This is a genomic window from Sphingopyxis sp. Geo25, from assembly GCF_949769135.1.
GTDB lineage: Bacteria > Pseudomonadota > Alphaproteobacteria > Sphingomonadales > Sphingomonadaceae > Sphingopyxis.
The window spans coordinates 205,220-224,776 of sequence record NZ_CATKOZ010000004.1 but is presented as its reverse complement, the minus strand read 5'-3'; the positions used below and the strand labels follow the sequence as shown (position 1 = coordinate 224,776).

Here is a 19,557-nt window from a genome sequence, read left to right as displayed (position 1 = left end):
CGGCCAAGGCGGCGCTTGTCATGACTGCGGAAATCCACCTCCTCCACGGCGACCGGCCGCCCTCGCTCGACCCGATGATGGCGCTCGTCGCCGCCGATATGAACGAGGTGAATGCGGTCATTCTCGACCGGATGCAGTCCGAAGTGCCGCTGATCCCCGAGCTGGCGGGGCATCTGATCGCGGGCGGCGGCAAGCGGATGCGCCCGATGCTGACGCTCGCCTGCGGCAAGCTGCTCGACTATCCGGGCCGCCGCCACTGCAAGCTCGCCGCCGCGGTCGAATTCATCCACACCGCGACTTTGCTCCACGATGATGTCGTCGACAAATCGGACCTCCGCCGCGGCCGCAAGACCGCGAACACCATCTGGGGCAACAGCGCCTCGGTGCTGGTCGGCGACTTCCTGTTCAGCCGCGCGTTCGAGGTGATGGTCGAGGACGGGTCGCTGAAGGTGCTCAAGATCCTCAGCCGCGCCTCGGCGGTGATCGCGGAGGGCGAAGTCAACCAGCTCTCGGCGCAGCGCCGGATCGAGACGAGCGAGGACCAGTATCTCGCGATCATCAACGCCAAGACCGCCGAATTGTTCGCCGCCGCGTGCAAGATCGCGGCGGTCGTCGCCGAACGCGACGACGCGACCGAAGCGGCGCTCGACACCTATGGACGCAATCTCGGTATCGCATTCCAACTCGTCGACGATGCGATCGACTATGTCTCCGACGCGGAGACGATGGGGAAGGGCGTCGGCGACGATTTCCGCGACGGCAAGGTCACCTTGCCCGTCATCCTCGCCTATGCGCGGGGTAGCGCCGAGGAGCGCGAATTCTGGAAGCAGGCGATTGTCGGGCACAAGACGTCGGACGAGGATCTCGCCTACGCCAAGTCGCTGCTGCTGAAGCATGACACGATCGCCGACACGCTCGCACGCGCACGCCACTATGGTCAGCGCGCGGTCGACGCGATCGGCGGCTTCCGCGCGAGCCAGGCAAAATCGGCGCTGACCGAAGCGGTCGCCTTCGCGGTCGCGCGCGCTTATTAGCGCGGTCTCGGGTAACGTTATGTTTCTGTGCCCCTGCGAAGACAGGGGACCATCACCGGCCGGTGCTATCTTGACCTAGCCGCAGATGGGTCCCTGTCTTCGCAGGGGCACGGGACGGAAATGCTTCGGGGACGACAAATGCCGATGATGGGTCCAGCCGCCGAAACGCCCGACGCCTATATCGCCGCCCTGTCCGGTTGGCAGCGCGAACGATGCGCCATGATGCGCGCCGCGATCATGGGCGCCGCCCCGTTCGAAGAGACGATCAAATGGACCAATCTCGTCTTCATGGCGAACGGTCCGTGCATCCTGATCCGCGCCGAGGAGCATCGCGTGCTGCTCGGTTTCTGGCGCGGCAAGCGGCTGCGCGCGCTTGATCCACGGATCAAGGCGAGCGGCAAATATGAACTCGGCAACCTGGTGATGACCGAGGCGACCAAGGTGACGGCCGAACAGGTCGCGCGCCTCGCCGCCGAAGCCTTCCGCCTCAACGCCGAACTGGGCAATCCCGCAGCACGCACATGACGCAGCCGCTTCCGATCGATGCCGTGCTGCCCGACATCATGGCGGCGCTCGTGCTCAAACCCAATGTCGTCGTCGTCGCGCCGCCGGGTGCGGGCAAGACGACGCGCGTCGCGCCGGCGATGCTAGACCAGCCGTGGTGCAAGGGGACGGTGTGGTTGCTCTCGCCGCGCCGGCTCGCCGCGCGCGCCGCGGCGGAGCGGATCGCCGAGGAAATGGGCGAGGCGGTCGGCGGCAAGGTCGGCTATGCGACGCGCCTCGACAGCAAGCAGTCGGGGGCGACGCGGCTGCTGGTCATGACGCCCGGCCTGTTCCGCAATCGCATCCTCACCGATCCGGAGCTGCAGGGCGTCTCGGCAGTGCTGTTCGACGAGGTCCACGAACGCAGCCTCGACGGCGATTTCGCGCTCGCGCTCGCGATCGACGCGCAACAGGGGCTCCGCGACGACCTGCGCCTCGTCGCGATGTCGGCGACGCTCGACGGCGCGCGTTTCGGCGCACTGCTCGGCGGTGCGCCGGTGGTGAAGAGCGAAGGGAAGAGCTGGCCGCTCGACTTGCGCCATATCGGCCGCCGCGCCGAGGATCGGCTCGAGGCGTCGGTGTTGGCGGCGGTGCGGCACGCGATGGCCGACGAGGCGGACGGTGACGTGCTCGCCTTCCTGCCCGGCGCCGCCGACATCGAGCGCGCCGCGGCGGCGGTCGAGGCGGCGGGGCTGCCGCTCGTCGTCCACCGCCTCCACGGCCAGATCGACCCGGCGCAGCAGCGAAAAGCGCTCGTCCGCGATCCCGACGGCGGCCGCAAGCTCATCCTCGCGACGAGCATCGCCGAAACCAGCCTGACGATCGAGGGCGTGCGCATCGTGATCGACGCCGGCCTGTCGCGGCGCCCGCGCTTCGACAAGGCGGCGGGGATCGCAAGGCTCGTGACCGAACGCGCCAGCCAGGCGTCGGCGACGCAGCGCGCGGGACGCGCGGCGCGGCAGGGGCCGGGCGTGGCCTATCGCCTGTGGGAAGCCGCGGCGACCGCGGGCATGCCGCCGTTCGACCCGCCCGAAATTCACGAGAATGACCTGATGCCCGTGGTGCTCGACTGCGCGAGCTGGGGCATCATCGATCCGCGCCAGCTCGGCTGGCTCGATCCGCCGTCACCCGCCGCGATCGCCGAGGCGAAAATGCGCCTGCGGGCGATCGGCGCGCTCGGCGACGACGGGCGAATCACGGCGCACGGCAAGGCGCTTGCTTCGATCCCGTTGCCGGTACCGCTCGCGCACATGCTGCTCGATGCGGCGCGGGCAGGCGAGGCCGACCTCGCCGCGAAGCTCGCGGTGCTGCTCACCGAACCGGGGCTCGGCGGGCGCGGCGTCGATGTCGAGGCGCGGCTCGGGCGCTGGCAGGCCATGCGCGGCGACCGCTCCGAAGGCGCGTGGCGGCTGGCGCGGCGCCTCGCCGAGCTTGGCAAGAAACGCGCATCGGGCGAGAGCAAACTCGGCGAACGGTCGGTGGGTGGCTGGATCGCGACCGCCTGGCCCGACCGTGTCGCGCGCCGGCGCGCCGGCCAGCGCGGCGACTATCTGAGCGCGGGCGGCCGCGCCTACAAGCTCGACCCGCTCGATCCGCTGGCGAACAGCGAATGGCTGGCCATCGCCGACGCGCAGGGCCACGCCGCCGGGGTGCGCATTCTGGGCGCGGCGCCGATCGGCTTGGCCGAGGTCGAAACGATCTTTGCCGATCAGATCGAAAGCCGGTCGGCGAGCCGCTACGATGCCGAGGCCGACCGCGTCGACCATCGCCGCGAACGCCGCCTCGGCGCGATCGCGCTGTCGAGCGGGCAGACGGCGCGAAGCGGGGGCGCCGAAGATGATGTCGCGGTGCGCCTCGCCGCGGTGCGCGAAAAGGGCCTAGGCCTGATCGGGTGGGGGCCGGTGTCGCAGGCATTGCGTCAGCGCGCGTCCTTCGCGGGGCTCGATGCGCTGTCGGCGCCCGCACTTTCCGACAGCCTCGATATCTGGCTCGCGCCGCTGCTCGAAAAATCGCGCGGCCTGCGCGACATCGGCGACCAACGGCTCGCGGATGCGCTCTCGGGCCTGCTCGACTGGCCCGCGCGGCAGTTGCTCGAAAAGCTCGCGCCCGCCGATTTCATCACGCCCGCGGGCAGCCGCCATGCGATCGACTATGGCGCCGACGGCGGCCCGACGGTCAGCGTGCGCGTGCAGGAAATGTTCGGCCTCGCGCGCCATCCGGTGATCGGCGATCCGCCGATCCCGCTCGTTCTCGCGCTGACCTCGCCCGCGCATCGCCCGATCCAGACGAGCCGCGACATCGTCAGCTTCTGGAGCGGCAGCTGGTCCGAGGTCGCGAAAGAGATGCGAGGCCGCTATCCCAAGCATAGCTGGCCCGACGATCCGGCGAACGCGCGGGCGACCCTGCTCACCAAGGCGGCGCAGGCGCGCCGTGATACGCAATAGGCCTCGCAACCATTCGCACGGCTTTCCCTCTTTTCGTCTGAAATGCTTGACGCTAAGGCGACGGCAGAAGCATCCCAGTCAGGACGACCACCCATGAAAGCGCGTATCTTCCAGAAGCCCAAGAATGCAATGCAGTCGGGCCGTGCGGGCACGCAGCGCTGGTTCCTGGAATTCGCGCCCGCCGAGGCGCGCAAGGCCGATCCGCTGATGGGCTGGGCCGGCAGCGGCGACACGCAGCGCCAGCTTCGCCTCGGCTTCGCGACGCAGGAAGAGGCGGTCGCCTACGCGCAGAAAAATGGCATCGAGGTGGAGGTTATGCCGACGCCCGTCCGCAAGCTGAAGATTCAGGCCTACGCCGACAATTTCCGTTGATCAAATAAGCGTCGCCCCCGCGAAGGCGGGGGCCGTTGGAGAAGCGGCGCGGAGCTTGCTAGCGGCCCCCGCCTTCGCGGGGGCGACGGATCATTCCGCCTCGGGCTGCAGCAGCTTGTGCAGGTGGACGACGACATATTTCATCTCGGCGTCGTCGACGGTGCGCTGCGCGGCGCTGCGCCAGGCCTTTTCGGCGGACTTGTAGTCGGGATAGAGGCCGACAATATCGAGGTTGTGAAGGTCGACGAAGTCGAGGCCTTGGGGGTCGCTGACGCGTCCGCCGAAAACCAGGTGGAGCTTGCTCATCTCGGGATTCCTAAGCGTAAAGAGACTGGGGAGGGGAAGCGCAGCCCCCTATTCCCGAACGAGCCAATAGGCAAGCTAGCTGTCCGCAACCTGTCCGTCGAAGCCCGGCTCAATCGTCCTTCGTGCCGCCTTTCGGCAGCAGCGAGCCGAGCAGCGCCCCGATCGCGACCGCGCCCGCGACCAGCGCCAGCGGCTGCTTTTCGGCGACGTCCTTCAGCTTGCTGTTCGCGCGCTTGGCCTGGACCTTGCCCTTCTCATAGAACTCGCCCGCGACTTCGCGCGCAGCCTCGGCCTGTTCGCGGCCTTTCGCGGCGAGTTCGCCAGTCGCGGTGCGCGTGCGGTCGGCGAGATCGCTCGTCACGGCGCGGGCGCGGCCATAGCCGTCCTGGATGCGCGCCTTCGCCGCCTCGGCCGTCGCGCGAGCATTTTCTGCGGTTTTCTCTGCAAGCTCGCTCGCTTTTGCGCGAGCTTCGTTGGCGGTTTCACTCAGGGGCTTCATCTTGGTCCTCCGTCAAATCTTCGTCGTCCGTCGGCTCTTCATCTCCGACGGGCTGAAATTTCGCCATCGCCGCGTCGGCCAGCTCCTGCGCTTTTTGCACGAGTTTCGGCGCATGCTCCTTGATCGGCTCGCGCAGCAGCCAGACGAGCCCGGCGGCCGCCGCGATCGCGATCGGCAGGCGGTTGTCGCGGAACTGCTGCCGGACGGTCTGTGCGGCTTCGTCGACCTTCACGTCGACATTATATTTCCCGCGTGCATAGAGCGCGGTTGGCGTGAACGCCGCCTTCGCGACATCGAGCCGCCGATGCAGCTCGGCGCGCTGGAGCATCGAGCGCCGTGCGGCGTTGATCAGGCGGTTGCGCGTGCGCGGCATCAGTCGTCGGGCTCCTCGTTTGTCAGGTCGCGGCGCAGCGCGGTGCGGATGTCGCCATAAGCGACCTGCGCCCGCCATCCGGCAAAGGCCGCGATCGCCAGCAGCACGCCGACGACGATCAGGGTCGCGAGCAGCGGCCCGACGTGCGGCAGCAGCACCAGGATCGCGCCAAAGGCCAGCGCCAGCATCGCAATTCCTGCGGCCGACGCGGCGACCGCACCCCAGCCAGCGGTCCAGCTGACGCCATGCAGCGCCAGCTCGCTCCGCGCCTCGAGCAGCGCAATCTCGGCCTTCGCCGTCGCCGAGAGATTGTCCACGACCTCGTCGACGATGTCCTTGAGCGGAACGGGCGGCGTCGCGAGCGGCCGCCCGTCCGGCGCATAGCCGTGGCTCACGCGGTCATAGCCACGCGCATCGCCCTGCAGCGGCGTATCGGAATCGGGTGGAGGCATCGCCGGGCGACTGTAGCGGTCAGTCGCTGCTCGAACCACCCTTGAGCAGGCGGGCGAGCACGAAGCCGACCACCGTCGCCGCGCCGACCGCGATCGCCGGGTTCTTCTTGACGAGGTCGCGGGTCGAAGCCGCGAGTTCGTCGAGATCCTTCTTGTCGAGGCTCGAGGCGAGGCCGGCGACGGTCGCGGCGGCCGAGCGGGCGTAGTCGCCGTACTGCTTGCCGAACTTGCTGTCGACGGTGCCGGCGCCGTCCTCGAGCAGCTTCGCGAGGTTGCCGACCGCTTCGGCAGCCTTGTCCTTGCCCTTGGTCGCCGCATCGCGCGCCTTGGCCGAGGCCTGGCTCTTCAGGGCCGCCGCTTCGTCCTTCAGCGAGGCCGCCTTCTTCGACGCTTCGGACTTGATCGTGTCGCGCGTCGCGGCGAGCTGGTCGCGGATCGGATGATCCTTGGCGACGGCCTTCTTCGCCGCGGGCTTGCGCGCGGGCGCAGCCTTGGTTGCGGCGGGCTTGGCAGGGGCCTTGGGGGCGGGTTTCTTGGTGGCTGGAGTAGCGGCTTTGGCCATCGGTCGTCCTCTTCTTTTTATGCCGGGCGTCGCATAAGCGCGGCGGTTTTTCCTCTGTCTGCCTTAATATAGCAACACGCGATGAATGGTTCCATCCCCACAGAAAAATCCGCCGAAATTCCCGTGCGGACGGTTGCACTGGCGGCGAGGCGCCGATAACAGGCGGGCGCCTTTCCCACCCGGCCCGTCACGGGCCGTTCAGCAGGACGATCCTCCATGACCGCCATCATCGACATCCACGGCCGCGAAATCCTCGACAGCCGCGGCAATCCGACTGTCGAAGTCGATGTGCTGCTGGAGGACGGCAGCTTCGGCCGCGCCGCGGTGCCCTCGGGCGCCTCGACCGGCGCGCACGAGGCGGTCGAACTGCGCGACGGCGACAAGGCGCGCTATCTCGGCAAGGGCGTGACCAAGGCGGTCGCGGCGGTGAACACCGAAATCGCCGACGCGCTGATCGGCCTCGATGCCGAGGACCAGCGCGAGATCGACATGGCGATGATCGATCTCGACGGCACCCCGAACAAGGGCCGCCTCGGCGCCAACGCGATCCTTGGCGTCAGCCTCGCCGCCGCAAAGGCCGCCGCCGACGCGCGCGGCCTGCCGCTCTATCGCTATGTCGGGGGCGTTTCGGCGCGCACCTTGCCGGTGCCGATGATGAACATCATCAACGGCGGCGAACATGCCGACAATCCGATCGACGTGCAGGAGTTCATGATCATGCCCGTCGGCGCCGGCAGCCTCGCAGAAGCCGTGCGCTGGGGCAGCGAGATTTTCCACACGCTGAAGAAGGGCCTGTCGGCGAAGGGCCTCGCGACCGCCGTGGGTGATGAGGGCGGCTTCGCCCCGAACCTCGCCTCGACGCGCGATGCGCTCGACTTCATCGCCGCCTCGATCGACCAGGCGGGCTTCAAGCTCGGCACCGACGTCGTGCTCGCGCTCGACTGCGCCGCGACCGAATTCTTCAAGAACGGCAAGTACGAGATCAGCGGCGAAGGCCTGTCCTTGAGCCCCGAACAGATGGCCGACTATCTCGCCGCGCTCGTCAAGGATTACCCGATCAAGTCGATCGAGGACGGGATGAGCGAGGATGATTTCACCGGCTGGAAGGCGCTGACCGACCTCATCGGCGACAAGTGCCAGCTCGTCGGCGACGATCTGTTCGTCACCAATCCGGCGCGTCTGGAGGACGGCATCAAGACCGGCCTCGCCAATTCGCTGCTCGTCAAGGTCAACCAGATCGGCACCCTGTCGGAAACGCTCGACGCGGTCGATATGGCGCACCGCGCACGCTACACCGCCGTCATGTCGCACCGCTCGGGCGAAACCGAGGATTCGACCATCGCCGACCTCGCGGTCGCGACCAACTGCGGCCAGATCAAGACCGGCAGCCTCGCACGCTCGGACCGGCTCGCAAAATACAACCAGCTGATCCGTATCGAGGAGGAACTGGGCGACATGGCGCGCTATCCGGGCGCGTCGATCTTCGGATAAGGCCATACTGACGGATAAGTGCTGTTTGACGCCTTGACGCCGCGAATCAACTCTGATTCAAGGGCTGAAATGACGCAGCGGCACAAATTCCGGAAATCGATGAATCGGGCGGTTGGCCCTGCGGTGGCGCTGATCGCGGTGCTGGCGATGATCGGTTATATCATCTTCGGCCCGACCGGGCTCTATGCCTGGGGCGATTACAGCCAGTCGGTCGAGAAGAAGCGCGTCATCCTGAGCGAACTGACGAAGAAGCAGACCGAGCTGCAGAACCGCGTCAACCTGCTCGACCGGCGCCGCGTCGATCCCGACCTTGCCGACGAATATGTGCGCGAGAAACTGGGCGTAATGCACCCCGACGAGATCGCGATTCCGCTGGAGCCCGGCGCGAAGCCCTGAACGGCATCGCTGCCTTCGCTGCATACGAAAACAGCAACATTGCTATACCCAAGCGGGCGTTGCCAAACAGGGCTTCGCGCTCCTATAGGGGAGCCCTGCCGTAACGGCTAACCGTAAAGGAAACCCGCCTTGGCCAAAGCCCCAGCGCGCAAAGCTGCTGCGCCGAAAAACACCGCCTCCACCCCGGCTCCCGCAACCAATCGCGAGTCCCCGCGCGATCCCGCGCCCTATGACGCGACGCCCGCGGAACTCGAGAAATTCTATCGCGAGATGCTGCTGATACGCCGCTTCGAGGAAAAGGCGGGCCAGCTCTACGGCCTCGGTCTGATCGGCGGCTTCTGTCACCTGTACATCGGGCAGGAAGCCGTCGCGGTCGGCCTGCAGTCGGCGCTCGACGGCGACAAGGACAGCGTCATCACCGGCTACCGCGACCATGGCCATATGCTCGCCTACGGCATCGATCCAAAGGTCATCATGGCCGAACTGACGGGCCGCGCCGCCGGCATTTCGCGCGGCAAGGGCGGTTCGATGCACATGTTCAGCGTCGAGCATAAATTCTACGGCGGCCACGGCATCGTCGGCGCGCAGGTGTCGCTCGGCACCGGCCTCGCCTTCGCGCACAAGTACCGCGGCGACGGCGGCATCGCGATGGCCTATTTCGGCGACGGCGCCGCGAACCAGGGCCAGGTGTACGAGAGCTTCAACATGGCCGAGCTGTGGAAGCTGCCGATCATCTTCGTGATCGAGAACAACCAGTACGCCATGGGCACGTCGGTCAACCGCTCGTCGGCCGAGGACCAGCTTTATCGCCGCGGCGAGAGCTTCCGCATTCCCGGTATGCAGGTCGACGGCATGGACGTGCTCGCGGTGCGCGGCGCGGCCGAGGCGGCGATCGAATGGGTCCGCGCGGGCAAGGGCCCGGTGCTGATGGAGCTCAAGACCTATCGCTATCGCGGCCACTCGATGTCCGACCCCGCGAAATATCGCAGCCGCGAGGAAGTGCAGGCGGTGCGCGACAAAAGCGACGCGATCGAACATCTCAAGAAGCTGATGGAAGAGGCCGGGATCGGCGAGGACAAGTTCAAGGCGATCGACAAGGAAATCCGCCAGATCGTCAGCGACGCGGCCGACTTCGCCGAAAGCGCGCCCGAACCCGAACTGCATGAACTTTATACCGACGTGCTGGTGGAGCAATATTGAGATGGCCATCGAACTGAAGATGCCGGCACTGTCGCCGACGATGGAAGAGGGCACGCTCGCCAAGTGGCTCGTCAAGGAAGGCGATACGGTCAAGTCGGGCGACATCCTCGCCGAGATCGAGACCGACAAGGCGACGATGGAATATGAAGCCATCGACGAAGGCACGATCGCGTCGATCCTGGTCCCCGAGGGCACCGACAATGTGAAGGTCGGCACCGTGATCGCGACGATCGCCGGCGAGGGCGAAGAGGCTGCCGCTCCGGCACCTGCGCCCGTTGCTGCCCCGGCGCCTGTCGAAACGCCTGCACCGGCCCCGGCGCCGGCCGCCGCGCCGGCACCCGCCGCACCGGCGCCGGTCGCCCGCGCGGCCGATCCGTCGGTCCCGGCGGGCACCGCGATGGTCAAGCTCACCGTCCGCGAGGCGCTGCGCGATGCGATGGCCGAGGAGATGCGCGCCGACGACCGCATCTTCGTGATGGGCGAGGAAGTCGCCGAATATCAGGGCGCGTACAAGGTGACGCAGGGGCTGCTCGACGAATTCGGCGCACGCCGCGTCATCGACACGCCGATCACCGAATATGGCTTCGCGGGGCTTGGTTCGGGCGCCGCAATGGGCGGTTTGAAGCCGATCATCGAGTTCATGACCTTCAACTTCGCGATGCAGGCGATCGACCACATCATCAACTCGGCGGCGAAGACCAACTATATGTCGGGCGGCCAGATGCGCTGCCCGATCGTGTTCCGCGGGCCCAACGGCGCCGCTTCGCGCGTTGCCGCACAGCACAGCCAGAATTATGCGCCCTGGTACGCGAGCGTCCCCGGCCTGATCGTGATCTCGCCTTACGACGCCGCCGATGCGAAGGGACTGCTCAAGGCCGCGATCCGCAGCGAGGATCCCGTCGTCTTCCTCGAGAACGAGCTGCTCTACGGCCGCAGCTTCGAGGTGCCAGACGTCGCCGACTATGTCCTGCCGATCGGCAAGGCGCGCATCATGCGCGAGGGTCGCGACGTAACGATCGTCAGCTATTCGATCGGCGTCGGATTGGCGCTCGAAGCCGCCGACGCGCTCGCGGGCGAGGGGATCGAGGCCGAGGTTATCGACTTGCGCACGCTGCGTCCGCTCGACACCGCGACGGTGCTCGAAAGCCTCAAAAAGACCAACCGCCTCGTCGTCGTCGAGGAAGGCTGGCCGGTCTGCTCGATCGCCAGCGAACTCGCGATGGTCGCGATGGAGCAGGGCTTCGACGATCTCGACGCGCCGGTCGTGCGCGTCTGCAACGAGGATGTGCCGCTCCCCTATGCGCACAATCTCGAAAAGGCGGCACTGGTCGACACCCCGCGCGTCATCGCGGCGGTGAAGGCGATCACCAATCGCGCCTGACGCACCGGAAGCGGTAGCCTACCCCGACATTCGTGATCCGCGGGTGATGGTGGCGGTGCCGCGCGAGCGGCGCCCTGCTATCGCTGGGCTGTGGGTGCTTGCCGAACGGCTGACCAAGCTGTTGCAGGATGCGCGTGAGCCGCTGATCGGGCAGATCAAGCTCGCCTGGTGGCGCGACATGATGGCAATGCTCGCGAGCGATCCCGCGGCGCTGCCGAAGGGCGAGCCGTTGCTTGCCGAACTGCAGGCGACGTGGGCGGGGCAGGGGGGGCTCGACACGCTTGTCGATGCCGCCGAGGCGATGCTGCTGGCCGAGGATGCGACGGCGCGCCGCGATGCTGCGGCGGCATTCGGCGACGCGCTGTTCACCCTGTCGGGCGGCGGCGGTGGCGCCCGCTGGGGCCTGGTCTGGGGCGCGATGCTGCAGGAAGGCGAGCAGGAAGGCCGCGATTTGTTTGCCGCCGCGCGTAACCGGCCCGCGCCGCCGCGCGTATCCTTCGGCGGAAACCGTGCTTCGGTGATGCTTGACCGCTGGGCCGTCGCCATCGCCAGACATGGCGGCGAACGGCGCTGGCGAGGCGAAGGATTGTTGCTGTTGCGGCTCGGGCTGATCGGCCGCTGACCGAATAAATGCGGTCGGGACTGGAAAAGCCGCTGCCGAACATCTATCTTGCGCGGTACAGAAATAGGGTCGCAGGGGACATAGGGATGTTCAACGGGCTGATCGCCTATCTGGATTCGATCAAGGCGCGCGATCCGGCGCCGCGGTCGCGCTGGGAAATCCTCCTTTATCCGGGGCTGCTCGCCGTGGGTATGCACCGCGTCGCGCACTGGCTGTTCGAGGCGGATCTGTTTTTCCTCGCGCGTTTCGTCAATCATTTTTCGCGCTGGATGACGGGTATCGACATCCACCCGGGTGCAAAGATCGGCCGCCATCTTTTTATCGATCATGGTTTCGGCGTCGTCATCGGCGAGACCGCCGAGATCGGCGACAATGTGTCGATCTATCAGGGCGTGACCCTCGGCGGCACCGATCCCGCCAACGGCATCGGCGGCAAGCGCCACCCGACCCTGGCCGATGACGTGATCGTCGGTTCGGGTGCGCAGGTGCTGGGCCCCATCACCGTCAACCCGCGCGCGCGCGTCGGCGCCAATGCGGTTGTTACCAAGGATGTGCCCGAAGGCGCGGTGATGGTCGGCATTCCGGCGCGCTCGACCCTGGTCGATGCAGCCGAATATGCGCGCGAATTCGTGCCCTATGGCACCCCGTGCAGCGAAACCTTCGATCCGGCGACGCAGAAGCTCGAAATCCTGCAATGCCAGCTCGAGCAGATGCAGAAACAGCTCGCGACCCTGCTCGAGGAACGCGATACGCTCGCCGCCGAACTCGACGCGCCGCGGCGCAAGGGGAGCCGGAAAAGCGCCTGATGGGGACTGTCACGCCCCTGCCGTTCGCTAACAACAGGGCGGCACCGCAGCAGACCGGCTTCGAGCGCACCGAGCTTTTACGCATTCTCGATCTCTATGGCCGGATGGTCGCGGCGGGGCATTGGCGCGACTATGCGATGGATTTCCACCGCGACGTCGCAATCTTCTCGGCCTTTCGCCGCACCGCCGAGCGTCCCGAATACCGGATAGAGAAACGCCCCGCCTTGCGGAGCCGGCAGGGCATGTGGGCCCTTGTCTCCGAAGCCGGGGCGATCCTGAAGCGCGGGGACGAGCTGTCGAACGTGCTCGCCCCCGTCGAACGCAAGCTTATGAAGCTGGTTGGGGGCTGATCGCGCGGATCGTTGCGGGCAGCTGGTTCGCCAGATGGTCGGGAAGCAGCCCGACGACCGCCGCCCGCGCATTCTGCCAGAAGGCCGAGAGCAGCAGCAGCGCCGATCCGATCACGAACGCGGTCAGCGCGACGTTGAGCTCGACCGCGCCGAAGGTGCGGAACAGCTGCGTCATCGCGAACAGCACATAGGCGAGCGCCGAGACGAGCAGCGCGCGGCGGTCGATCGCGAGCGCGATCAGGCCGAAGGCGATATAGATGCCGACCACCAGGATCGCGGCGCCGCTGCCGATATCGTCGCCCCGCGTGACGCCGAGCAGGTGGAAGATCGGGTGGACCATCATCGGCGCGGCGAGCAGGTGGAGCCAGAAGGCGACGTCGCTGCGGCGCGTCTGGCGCAGCCGGTCGCTCTTGTCCCACCACATGGCGAGCGCGAAGACGCCGATGCCCGCGATGAGGACGAGGATCATCGGCAGCGTGCCGTCGGGGCTCGGGACGCCGGTGATCGCGAGCACCAGCGCGACCGCGGTCGCGGCCAGCGCCGCGGTGCCTGCCGCAACGGTGATCGGCACCATGAAGCGCTTCCAGTGGAACCAGGTCGCCGCCGCAGTCACCGCGGCGATCGTGCCCGCCACCACGGCAAGCGTCGTTTCGCCGGGGTCACGGCCGAAAATATCCTCGCCATGCTTGACGAGGAAGCCGATCATCGTCGCGCAGACGCCCGCCGAAAAGGCGAGGACGAGGACGATGCTGGGCAGCGCCATGCGGCGCACGCGGGTGAAATATTCGGCGAGAAACCACGCCGATCCCGCGACGAACGCGCCGGCGAGGGCCGGGTGGATCGACTCGCCGATCCACGCCACTGCGACGAGCAGGATCACCGCGGCGATGCTGACGAAGATATCGTTGAACCCGGTGATCAGGCGGAACGATTCCTCGTCCGCTCCGGGGGCGGCGCGCACCGATGCGATATGCGACCGGAAAGCCGCGGCGGCCTCCGGCGTCAGTACCTTTGCATCGACCGCGGCTTGCAGGTCGGTTTCACTATACATCGGGGTCGTCCTTCTTAGACCGATCCCCTTGCCCCGCGGATTTTATGGCATGGGCGTATTGGTGTGTCAATACAGTGACGCGCCATGATCCTCCCTGTCGCGAAGCGGTGGGGAACGGAACCGCTCGCGAAGCAAATGGTGGAGGGGCGGCGACGTTGTGCCAAAGCCCCTCCGTCAGCGCTGCGCGCTGCCACCTCTCCATCGCTGCGCGACGGAGAGGATGTTCACGTCAGCCCAGCGCCTGCAAGGCGCGCATCACGCCCATCGACTGCTCGGCGCCCGATTGCGGGACAATCTCGCCGTTGCGGTCGATAATCTTCTCCCACGCCGCGGCGACGCCCTCGGGCGTGCGCTCGCCTTCGGGCAGCGCGACGCCGGGGGTCATGGTGACATAGGCGGCGTGGAACGCGCCTGCGCCCGCGCCGACGATCATGTTCGTCGGGGCATCCTCGCTCACCAGATACAGCGCCGCCGGGACGACATTCTCGGGCGTGAACTTCTCGAACAGTTCGGGCGGGAAGATGTCTTCGGTCATGCGCGTGCCCGCGACCGGCGCGATCGTGTTGCAGCGGATGTTGTACTTCGCGCCCTCGAGGTGGAGCGTCTTGGTCAGCCCCGCAAGGCCCAGCTTCGCCGCGCCGTAATTGGCCTGCCCGAAATTGCCGTAGAGACCGGTCGAGGAGGCGGTCATCAGGATGCGGCCATAGGCCTGCTCGCGCATGATGTCCCACGCGGCCTTGGTGACATTGGCGCTGCCGAGCAGGTGGACCTTGACGACGAGGTCGAAGTCGGCGGGCTCCATCTTCGCGAAGCTCTTGTCGCGCAGGATGCCGGCGTTGTTGATGAGGACGTGGACGCCGCCCCATTCTTCCTTCGCGCGTGCCACCATCTCGACCATCTGCTCATATTCGGTGACGCTGCCGCCGTTCGACATCGCGGTGCCGCCCGCCGCCCGGATTTCCTCGACCACGGCGAGCGCAGCGTCCGAATGGCCGGTGCCGTCGCGCGCGCCGCCAAGGTCGTTGACGACCACCTTCGCCCCGCGCCGCGCGAGTTCGAGCGCATAGGCGCGGCCGAGCCCGCCGCCCGCGCCGGTCACAATGGCAACACGTCCGTCAAATTTGATCGTCATGATGGTCTCCTTGGGGGGGCAGCGAAAGGTTGCCCGATAAAACCGGAACGTCCTTACCCGTTCGGGCCCGGCAGGCAAGGGGTCAGGAAAATGAGTCGCTGCAACAAAAATGTCATCGAAACGACGTGCAAATGTCATTCTATTGTCATAGCGGCGCAGCGAGATTGTCACCTTTCGCAACGGAGCAAATCCCCCATGCGTCACGTCCTTGCCGCCAGCCTGCTGGCGACCACGATGCTCAGCCTGCCGTCGACCGCCCATGCGCAGGCGATGTCGGCCGACGAAGCCGCCGCGCTCCGCGCCGAACTCGATGCGCTGAAGGCAAAGGTACAGACTCTCGAGGCGCGGCTCGACGCGGCAACGACCCCGTCCGCGCCCGCTCCGGCCCCCGTGATTGCTGCTCCGGCGCCCGCCGCACCGAGCGTCACGGCCAAGCCTGCGACTGAAATCGCGTGGAAGGGTGCCCCCGAGCTCAAGACCGCCGACGGCTGGAGCTTCAAGCCGCGCGGCCGCCTGCAGGTCGATGTCGCCAGCATCGACGCGCCCGCGGGCGTGACCGGCACGCACGGCGGCCTCGCCACCGAATTTCGGCGCGCCTATCTCGGCATGGAAGGCAAGATTCCGGGCGGTTTCGGCTATCGGATCGAGGCCGATTTCGCCAATAGCGCGGTCGACCTGACCGACGTGTATCTGACCTACGCGACCGGCCCGCTGACCGTCACGGCCGGGCAGCAAAAGCCCTTCTGGTCGCTCGACGAGCTGACCAGCGACCTCTTCACCTCGATGCTCGAGCGCGCGGCCTTCACGCAGGCCTTCGGCTTCGAACGCCGCGTCGGGCTGTCGGCGCAATATAAGGGCAAGGCGCTGCTGCTGCAGGGCGGGGTCTTCGGCGACAATGCGAACGACCTGAACAGTGATTCGAACAACAGCGTCAGCCTCGACGCGCGGGCGATCTGGATGCCGAAGTTCGGCAACACCCAGCTCCATCTCGGCGGCTCGGGCCACTGGCGCAACATCAATGACGCGCCCGCCGTGCGGTATGCGTCGCGGCCCTTCGTCCACACGACGAACAGCCGCATCGTCGACACGGGCACGTTCAACGCGACCAGCGAACGCGGCCTCGGCGTCGAAGCGGCTGCCCTCGCGGGCCCGTTCCACGTCGCGGGCGAAGGCTTCTGGCAGACCGCGCGCCGTCCGGGCTTTGCCGATCCGACCTTCTTCGGCGGTTATGCCGAGGTCGGCTATGTGCTGACGCGCGGCGACGCGCGCATCTACAAGGACGGCGCCTTCGACCGCCTCGCCCCGTCGCGTCCGATCAACGCGGGCGGCCCCGGCGCGATCGAGGTCAATGCGCGCTACGATTATCTCGACCTCAACGATGCGGGCATTGTCGGAGGCCGCCAGCGCACGCTCGGCGTGTCCCTCGTCTGGGCCCCGATCTCCTACGTCCGCCTCACCGCGAACTACGGCCGCCTGATGTTCGACGACGCGGCGATCGGCACCCCGACCGGCGACCGCGACTATTCGGCCGACGCCTTCGGCCTCCGGACGCAGATCGACTTCTGACTTGGTCGGTATTGGGGTGGTTTCCAGCCTTTCAATTCTCGTCATGCTGAACTTGTTTCAGCATCCATGGCCGGGTCTTGCATCCGGCGCCGCGCCGATGGAAACGGCAGACCATGGACCCTGAAACAAGTTCAGGGTGACGATGCAGGATAGGTCAGCAATCGGTCGGTAGCCGTCATTCGATCCAGATCGTCGGCGAACCGCCGAAATGGGGTGGATTCCAGACATTCGTCACCCCGGACTTGATCCGGGGTCCACGACTTCAACGCCGCGATGGATCCCGGATCAAGTCCGGGATGACGAAGAGGGGATGTCTAAATTGGGGTGGGGAGCGGACGTCAGCGGACATTCGCTAATGTTTGTGGCTCGTTTGGCGCCCACTTGTAGAGCGCAACGATTATCCGCCAACCGGCCAAAGCTAAGATGGCCAAGCCCACTGGAACCAGCAACTGCAACAACACGTTCGGCGAAAACGACGTGATGACTACCTCAAAAAGGACCACCCATGCCAAGGCTCCGAGCAGCATGGCAATTATGAACGCAACAGCGAAACGGCGAATCCATATCCTCATTCGCGAACTATGAGCTTCAATCCGCATGCCCGCAACCGGTCGTTAGCCGCCGTCCCCCGTATCCGTTCGCTTTGAGCCAAGTCGAGACACCCATCGACTTCACGCCACGACGAGGTGCATCCCGACTTCGCTCGATGCGAACGGAGTTAGTTAGGGCCGATTCCGGCCGAAACCGCTCAGATGCTCTTCCCCGCATCCAGCGCATAGCCCGCCGAGCGCACGGTGCGGATGATATCCGCGGTGCCCGGCAGGTTGATCGCCTTGCGCAGGCGGCGGATATGGACGTCCACGGTGCGCAGTTCGATGTCGCTGTCCTGGCCCCACACGCTGTCGAGCAATTGCCCGCGCGAAAAGACGCGCCCCGGATGCTCCATGAAATGACGCAGCAGGCGAAACTCGGTCGGACCCATCGCGACGATCTGGCCGCCCCGCACCACCTTGTGCGCGACCGAGTCCAGTTCGATATCGGCATAGGCGAGCAGCTCGCCCGCCAGCGCCGGGCGCAGGCGGCGCAGCACCGCCGAGACGCGCGCGACGAGTTCGCGCGGGCTGAACGGCTTGGTGACATAATCGTCGGCGCCGGTTTCGAGGCCGCGGATGCGATCCTCTTCCTCGCCGCGCGCGGTGAGCATGATGATCGGGACGTTCGCCGACTTGGGGTTGCGGCGCAGGCGCCGGCAGACCTCGATCCCCGGCAGGCTCTCGATCATCCAGTCGAGCAGAACGATGTCGGGCACGCGTTCCTCGACGAGGACGAGCGCCTGCTCGCCGTCGGGGGTCTGGCGGACCGAAAAGCCCTCGCGTGCGAAGTGCCAGACGATCAGCTCGGCGATCGCCTCGTCGTCCTCGATCAGCAGCAGGTCGGGCTGCGGCATCAGCCCTTCTCCTGCCCCGAGGAGGCCGCGCTTTCGGGCGTCTCGCCGCGTTCGCGTTCCTCCATCCGCTCGCCGGTCACGACATAGTAGACCATTTCGGCGATGTTCGTCGCATGGTCGCCCATGCGCTCGAGGTTCTTGGCGACGAACAGCAAATGCGCGCTCTCGGTGATGTGCTTCGGATTTTCCATCATGAAGGTCACGAGCGTGCGGAAGATGCTGTTGTAGAAGTCGTCGACATTCTTGTCGCGAACCGTAACACGCACCGCGAGTTCGGCGTCGCGCGCCGCGAAACTGTCGAGCGCGTCGTGGATCAGTTCGGCGACCGCCGCCGACATCGACATCAGCACCGGGATCGCCTCGATCGAGCGCGTCTGGTCCATCAGCGCGACGCGCTTCGCGATATTCTTCGCATAATCGCCGATCCGTTCGACGACCGAGACGATCTTCAGCGCCGCGATCATCTCGCGCAGATCGTCGGCCATCGGTGCGCGCAGCGCGATCGTCTGCGTCGTGAGCTGCTCGATTTCGGCTTCGAGCGCGTCGATCTTCTTGTCGCCCTCCACCACCTGCGCCGCGAGTTCGAGGTCGCCATTGTTCAGTGCGCTCATCGCCTGCAGCAACGCCTGTTCGGCGCGGCCGCCCATTTCGCTGATCAGGCCGCGGAGGCGGTTCAGATCCTCGTCGAACGCCTTGACGGTATGATCGTTGGTAACTGCCATTGCTTCGTCCTTGTTCGCCCGGGGTTTAGCCGTAGCGGCCGGTGATATAGTCCTTGGTGCGTTCCTGCTTCGGGTTGGTGAAGATGTCGGTGGTCCTGCCATATTCGACCAGCGTCCCGAGGTGGAAAAAGGCGGTGCGCTGCGACACGCGGGCCGCCTGTTGCATGTTGTGGGTGACGATCACGATCGCATATTTGCCGCGCAGTTCGTGGATCAGCTCCTCGATCTTCGCAGTCGCAATCGGGTCGAGCGCCGAGCAGGGCTCGTCCATCAGGATGACTTCGGGATCGACCGCGATCGCGCGCGCGATGCACAGGCGTTGCTGCTGGCCGCCCGACAGCGCGGTGCCGCTCTCGCCCAGCCGGTCCTTGACCTCGTCCCACAGGCCGGCGCGCACCAGCGCGCGCTCGACGATGACGTCGAGGTCCGCCTTCGACGGCGCCAGGCCGTGGATGCGCGGGCCGTAACCGACATTGTCATAGATCGACTTGGGGAAGGGGTTCGGTTTCTGGAACACCATGCCGACGCGCGCGCGCAGCTGCACGACGTCCATCGACGGCGCATAGATGTCCTCGCCGTCGAGCAGGATCGTGCCGGTGACGCGCGCGCTGGCGACCGTGTCGTTCATGCGGTTGAGCGAACGCAGGAAGGTCGACTTGCCGCAGCCCGACGGGCCGATGAAGGCGGTGACCAGGTCGGTCCCGACGTCGATCGACACGTCGTTGATCGCCTGCTTTTGCCCATAGAAGACGTCGACGCCCTTGGCGGTCATCTTGGGGTCGGCGATGGTCAAATCATCTTGGGTCAT

General features: G+C 66.5%; 23 protein-coding genes. 12 read left to right on the top strand and 11 right to left on the bottom strand.

Annotation, left to right across the window (positions count from 1 at the left end):
• Positions 1-20: 20 nt before the first annotated feature.
• From QOL68_RS13415 to QOL68_RS13400, 4 genes are all read left to right on the top strand, one after another.
• Positions 21-1,034: a polyprenyl synthetase family protein gene (locus QOL68_RS13415; RefSeq protein ID WP_204994337.1), complete on the top strand. Its 1,014-nt coding sequence runs from the start codon at positions 21-23 to the stop codon at positions 1,032-1,034.
• 138 nt (positions 1,035-1,172) lie between these two features.
• Positions 1,173-1,559 carry a DUF1801 domain-containing protein gene (locus QOL68_RS13410; protein ID WP_283404319.1) on the top strand — a complete coding sequence of 129 codons (387 nt, stop codon included), beginning with the start codon at positions 1,173-1,175 and terminating at the stop codon, positions 1,557-1,559.
• Entirely contained in the window at positions 1,556-4,021 is a 2,466-nt protein-coding gene (hrpB, locus tag QOL68_RS13405; RefSeq protein ID WP_282949557.1) for an ATP-dependent helicase HrpB, read from the top strand. The genes QOL68_RS13410 and hrpB overlap by 4 nt, the downstream gene beginning before the upstream one ends.
• A gap of 93 nt (positions 4,022-4,114) precedes the next feature.
• The gene (locus QOL68_RS13400) at positions 4,115-4,393 is read left to right on the top strand and encodes an ETC complex I subunit (RefSeq protein ID WP_282949558.1); all 279 of its coding nucleotides are present in this window, start codon (positions 4,115-4,117) and stop codon (positions 4,391-4,393) included.
• A gap of 90 nt (positions 4,394-4,483) precedes the next feature.
• On the opposite strand, the gene QOL68_RS13395 is transcribed toward QOL68_RS13400, so the two are convergent.
• The 5 genes from QOL68_RS13395 to QOL68_RS13375 form a co-directional block, all read right to left on the bottom strand.
• Positions 4,484-4,699, bottom strand: coding sequence for a DUF4170 domain-containing protein (locus QOL68_RS13395; protein WP_058456084.1), 216 nt, complete (start codon positions 4,697-4,699; stop codon positions 4,484-4,486).
• A gap of 109 nt (positions 4,700-4,808) precedes the next feature.
• Positions 4,809-5,198, bottom strand: a complete 390-nt coding sequence (locus tag QOL68_RS13390; RefSeq protein ID WP_058456085.1) for a hypothetical protein — start codon at positions 5,196-5,198, stop codon at positions 4,809-4,811.
• The gene (locus QOL68_RS13385) at positions 5,182-5,571 is read right to left on the bottom strand and encodes a hypothetical protein (protein ID WP_282949559.1); all 390 of its coding nucleotides are present in this window, start codon (positions 5,569-5,571) and stop codon (positions 5,182-5,184) included. The genes QOL68_RS13390 and QOL68_RS13385 overlap by 17 nt, the downstream gene beginning before the upstream one ends.
• Positions 5,571-6,023 carry a hypothetical protein gene (locus QOL68_RS13380; RefSeq protein ID WP_058456086.1) on the bottom strand — a complete coding sequence of 151 codons (453 nt, stop codon included), beginning with the start codon at positions 6,021-6,023 and terminating at the stop codon, positions 5,571-5,573. Before QOL68_RS13380 ends, QOL68_RS13385 begins: the two co-directional genes overlap by 1 nt.
• 19 nt (positions 6,024-6,042) lie before the next feature.
• Positions 6,043-6,585 (bottom strand): hypothetical protein, encoded by a 543-nt coding sequence (locus tag QOL68_RS13375; RefSeq protein WP_282949560.1) that lies wholly within the window; start codon positions 6,583-6,585, stop codon positions 6,043-6,045.
• 216 nt (positions 6,586-6,801) lie between these two features.
• Here QOL68_RS13375 and eno point away from each other — a divergent pair, with 216 nt between their 5' ends.
• From eno to QOL68_RS13340, 7 genes are all read left to right on the top strand, one after another.
• Entirely contained in the window at positions 6,802-8,076 is a 1,275-nt protein-coding gene (gene eno / locus QOL68_RS13370) for a phosphopyruvate hydratase (protein WP_282949561.1), read from the top strand.
• A 99-nt stretch (positions 8,077-8,175) separates the two neighbouring features.
• On the top strand, positions 8,176-8,472 hold the full coding sequence (locus QOL68_RS13365; RefSeq protein WP_167541763.1) for an FtsB family cell division protein: 297 nt from the start codon (positions 8,176-8,178) through the stop codon (positions 8,470-8,472).
• Positions 8,473-8,601: 129 nt separating this feature from the next.
• A complete protein-coding gene (gene pdhA / locus QOL68_RS13360) occupies positions 8,602-9,672 on the top strand; it encodes a pyruvate dehydrogenase (acetyl-transferring) E1 component subunit alpha (protein WP_204994344.1) in 1,071 nt (356 codons plus the stop codon).
• A gap of 1 nt (position 9,673) precedes the next feature.
• Positions 9,674-11,053: a pyruvate dehydrogenase complex E1 component subunit beta gene (locus QOL68_RS13355; protein WP_204994345.1), complete on the top strand. Its 1,380-nt coding sequence runs from the start codon at positions 9,674-9,676 to the stop codon at positions 11,051-11,053.
• A gap of 46 nt (positions 11,054-11,099) precedes the next feature.
• Positions 11,100-11,675: a hypothetical protein gene (locus QOL68_RS13350; RefSeq protein WP_282949704.1), complete on the top strand. Its 576-nt coding sequence runs from the start codon at positions 11,100-11,102 to the stop codon at positions 11,673-11,675.
• Positions 11,676-11,761: 86 nt separating this feature from the next.
• Positions 11,762-12,481: a serine O-acetyltransferase gene (gene cysE, locus QOL68_RS13345; RefSeq protein WP_058456093.1), complete on the top strand. Its 720-nt coding sequence runs from the start codon at positions 11,762-11,764 to the stop codon at positions 12,479-12,481.
• Entirely contained in the window at positions 12,481-12,831 is a 351-nt protein-coding gene (locus QOL68_RS13340; RefSeq protein ID WP_282949562.1) for a DUF2794 domain-containing protein, read from the top strand. The genes cysE and QOL68_RS13340 overlap by 1 nt, the downstream gene beginning before the upstream one ends.
• Here the strand turns inward: QOL68_RS13340 and QOL68_RS13335 are convergent.
• The gene (locus tag QOL68_RS13335) at positions 12,809-13,882 is read right to left on the bottom strand and encodes a hypothetical protein (RefSeq protein ID WP_058456095.1); all 1,074 of its coding nucleotides are present in this window, start codon (positions 13,880-13,882) and stop codon (positions 12,809-12,811) included. The two genes, QOL68_RS13340 and QOL68_RS13335, sit on opposite strands and share 23 nt — an antisense overlap.
• 229 nt (positions 13,883-14,111) lie before the next feature.
• Positions 14,112-15,014, bottom strand: a complete 903-nt coding sequence (locus tag QOL68_RS13330) for an SDR family oxidoreductase (RefSeq protein WP_282949563.1) — start codon at positions 15,012-15,014, stop codon at positions 14,112-14,114.
• Between the two features lie 195 nt (positions 15,015-15,209).
• On the opposite strand from QOL68_RS13330, the gene QOL68_RS13325 reads away from it, so the two are divergent.
• Positions 15,210-16,580 (top strand): OprO/OprP family phosphate-selective porin, encoded by a 1,371-nt coding sequence (locus QOL68_RS13325; RefSeq protein WP_282949564.1) that lies wholly within the window; start codon positions 15,210-15,212, stop codon positions 16,578-16,580.
• Between the two features lie 338 nt (positions 16,581-16,918).
• Here QOL68_RS13325 and QOL68_RS13320 read toward each other — a convergent pair whose 3' ends face one another.
• The 4 genes from QOL68_RS13320 to pstB all read right to left on the bottom strand — a co-directional run bounded on the left by QOL68_RS13320 (position 16,919) and on the right by pstB (position 19,557).
• Positions 16,919-17,152, bottom strand: coding sequence for a hypothetical protein (locus tag QOL68_RS13320; protein ID WP_282949565.1), 234 nt, complete (start codon positions 17,150-17,152; stop codon positions 16,919-16,921).
• A 176-nt stretch (positions 17,153-17,328) separates the two neighbouring features.
• Positions 17,329-18,027, bottom strand: a complete 699-nt coding sequence (gene phoB, locus QOL68_RS13315) for a phosphate regulon transcriptional regulator PhoB (RefSeq protein ID WP_058456099.1) — start codon at positions 18,025-18,027, stop codon at positions 17,329-17,331.
• The gene (gene phoU / locus QOL68_RS13310) at positions 18,027-18,749 is read right to left on the bottom strand and encodes a phosphate signaling complex protein PhoU (protein WP_204994349.1); all 723 of its coding nucleotides are present in this window, start codon (positions 18,747-18,749) and stop codon (positions 18,027-18,029) included. The genes phoB and phoU overlap by 1 nt, the downstream gene beginning before the upstream one ends.
• A 25-nt stretch (positions 18,750-18,774) precedes the next feature.
• Complete coding sequence (pstB, locus tag QOL68_RS13305; RefSeq protein ID WP_058456101.1) at positions 18,775-19,557, bottom strand: phosphate ABC transporter ATP-binding protein PstB; 783 nt, start codon at positions 19,555-19,557, stop codon at positions 18,775-18,777.

Bases quoted from the DNA above. Each gene is read 5' to 3' on its own strand.
- QOL68_RS13415 (WP_204994337.1), top strand. From the start codon at position 21: ATGACTGCGGAAATCCACCTCCTCCACGGCGACCGGCCGCCCTCGCTC.
- QOL68_RS13410 (WP_283404319.1), top strand. From the start codon at position 1,173: ATGCCGATGATGGGTCCAGCCGCCGAAACGCCCGACGCCTATATCGCC.
- hrpB (WP_282949557.1), top strand. From the start codon at position 1,556: ATGACGCAGCCGCTTCCGATCGATGCCGTGCTGCCCGACATCATGGCG.
- QOL68_RS13400 (WP_282949558.1), top strand. From the start codon at position 4,115: ATGAAAGCGCGTATCTTCCAGAAGCCCAAGAATGCAATGCAGTCGGGC.
- QOL68_RS13395 (WP_058456084.1), bottom strand. From the start codon at position 4,699: ATGAGCAAGCTCCACCTGGTTTTCGGCGGACGCGTCAGCGACCCCCAA.
- QOL68_RS13390 (WP_058456085.1), bottom strand. From the start codon at position 5,198: ATGAAGCCCCTGAGTGAAACCGCCAACGAAGCTCGCGCAAAAGCGAGC.
- QOL68_RS13385 (WP_282949559.1), bottom strand. From the start codon at position 5,571: ATGCCGCGCACGCGCAACCGCCTGATCAACGCCGCACGGCGCTCGATG.
- QOL68_RS13380 (WP_058456086.1), bottom strand. From the start codon at position 6,023: ATGCCTCCACCCGATTCCGATACGCCGCTGCAGGGCGATGCGCGTGGC.
- QOL68_RS13375 (WP_282949560.1), bottom strand. From the start codon at position 6,585: ATGGCCAAAGCCGCTACTCCAGCCACCAAGAAACCCGCCCCCAAGGCC.
- eno (WP_282949561.1), top strand. From the start codon at position 6,802: ATGACCGCCATCATCGACATCCACGGCCGCGAAATCCTCGACAGCCGC.
- QOL68_RS13365 (WP_167541763.1), top strand. From the start codon at position 8,176: ATGAATCGGGCGGTTGGCCCTGCGGTGGCGCTGATCGCGGTGCTGGCG.
- QOL68_RS13355 (WP_204994345.1), top strand. From the start codon at position 9,674: ATGGCCATCGAACTGAAGATGCCGGCACTGTCGCCGACGATGGAAGAG.
- QOL68_RS13350 (WP_282949704.1), top strand. From the start codon at position 11,100: ATGGTGGCGGTGCCGCGCGAGCGGCGCCCTGCTATCGCTGGGCTGTGG.
- cysE (WP_058456093.1), top strand. From the start codon at position 11,762: ATGTTCAACGGGCTGATCGCCTATCTGGATTCGATCAAGGCGCGCGAT.
- QOL68_RS13340 (WP_282949562.1), top strand. From the start codon at position 12,481: ATGGGGACTGTCACGCCCCTGCCGTTCGCTAACAACAGGGCGGCACCG.
- QOL68_RS13335 (WP_058456095.1), bottom strand. From the start codon at position 13,882: ATGTATAGTGAAACCGACCTGCAAGCCGCGGTCGATGCAAAGGTACTG.
- QOL68_RS13330 (WP_282949563.1), bottom strand. From the start codon at position 15,014: ATGACGATCAAATTTGACGGACGTGTTGCCATTGTGACCGGCGCGGGC.
- QOL68_RS13325 (WP_282949564.1), top strand. From the start codon at position 15,210: ATGCGTCACGTCCTTGCCGCCAGCCTGCTGGCGACCACGATGCTCAGC.
- QOL68_RS13320 (WP_282949565.1), bottom strand. From the start codon at position 17,152: ATGAGGATATGGATTCGCCGTTTCGCTGTTGCGTTCATAATTGCCATG.
- phoB (WP_058456099.1), bottom strand. From the start codon at position 18,027: ATGCCGCAGCCCGACCTGCTGCTGATCGAGGACGACGAGGCGATCGCC.
- phoU (WP_204994349.1), bottom strand. From the start codon at position 18,749: ATGGCAGTTACCAACGATCATACCGTCAAGGCGTTCGACGAGGATCTG.
- pstB (WP_058456101.1), bottom strand. From the start codon at position 19,557: ATGACCCAAGATGATTTGACCATCGCCGACCCCAAGATGACCGCCAAG.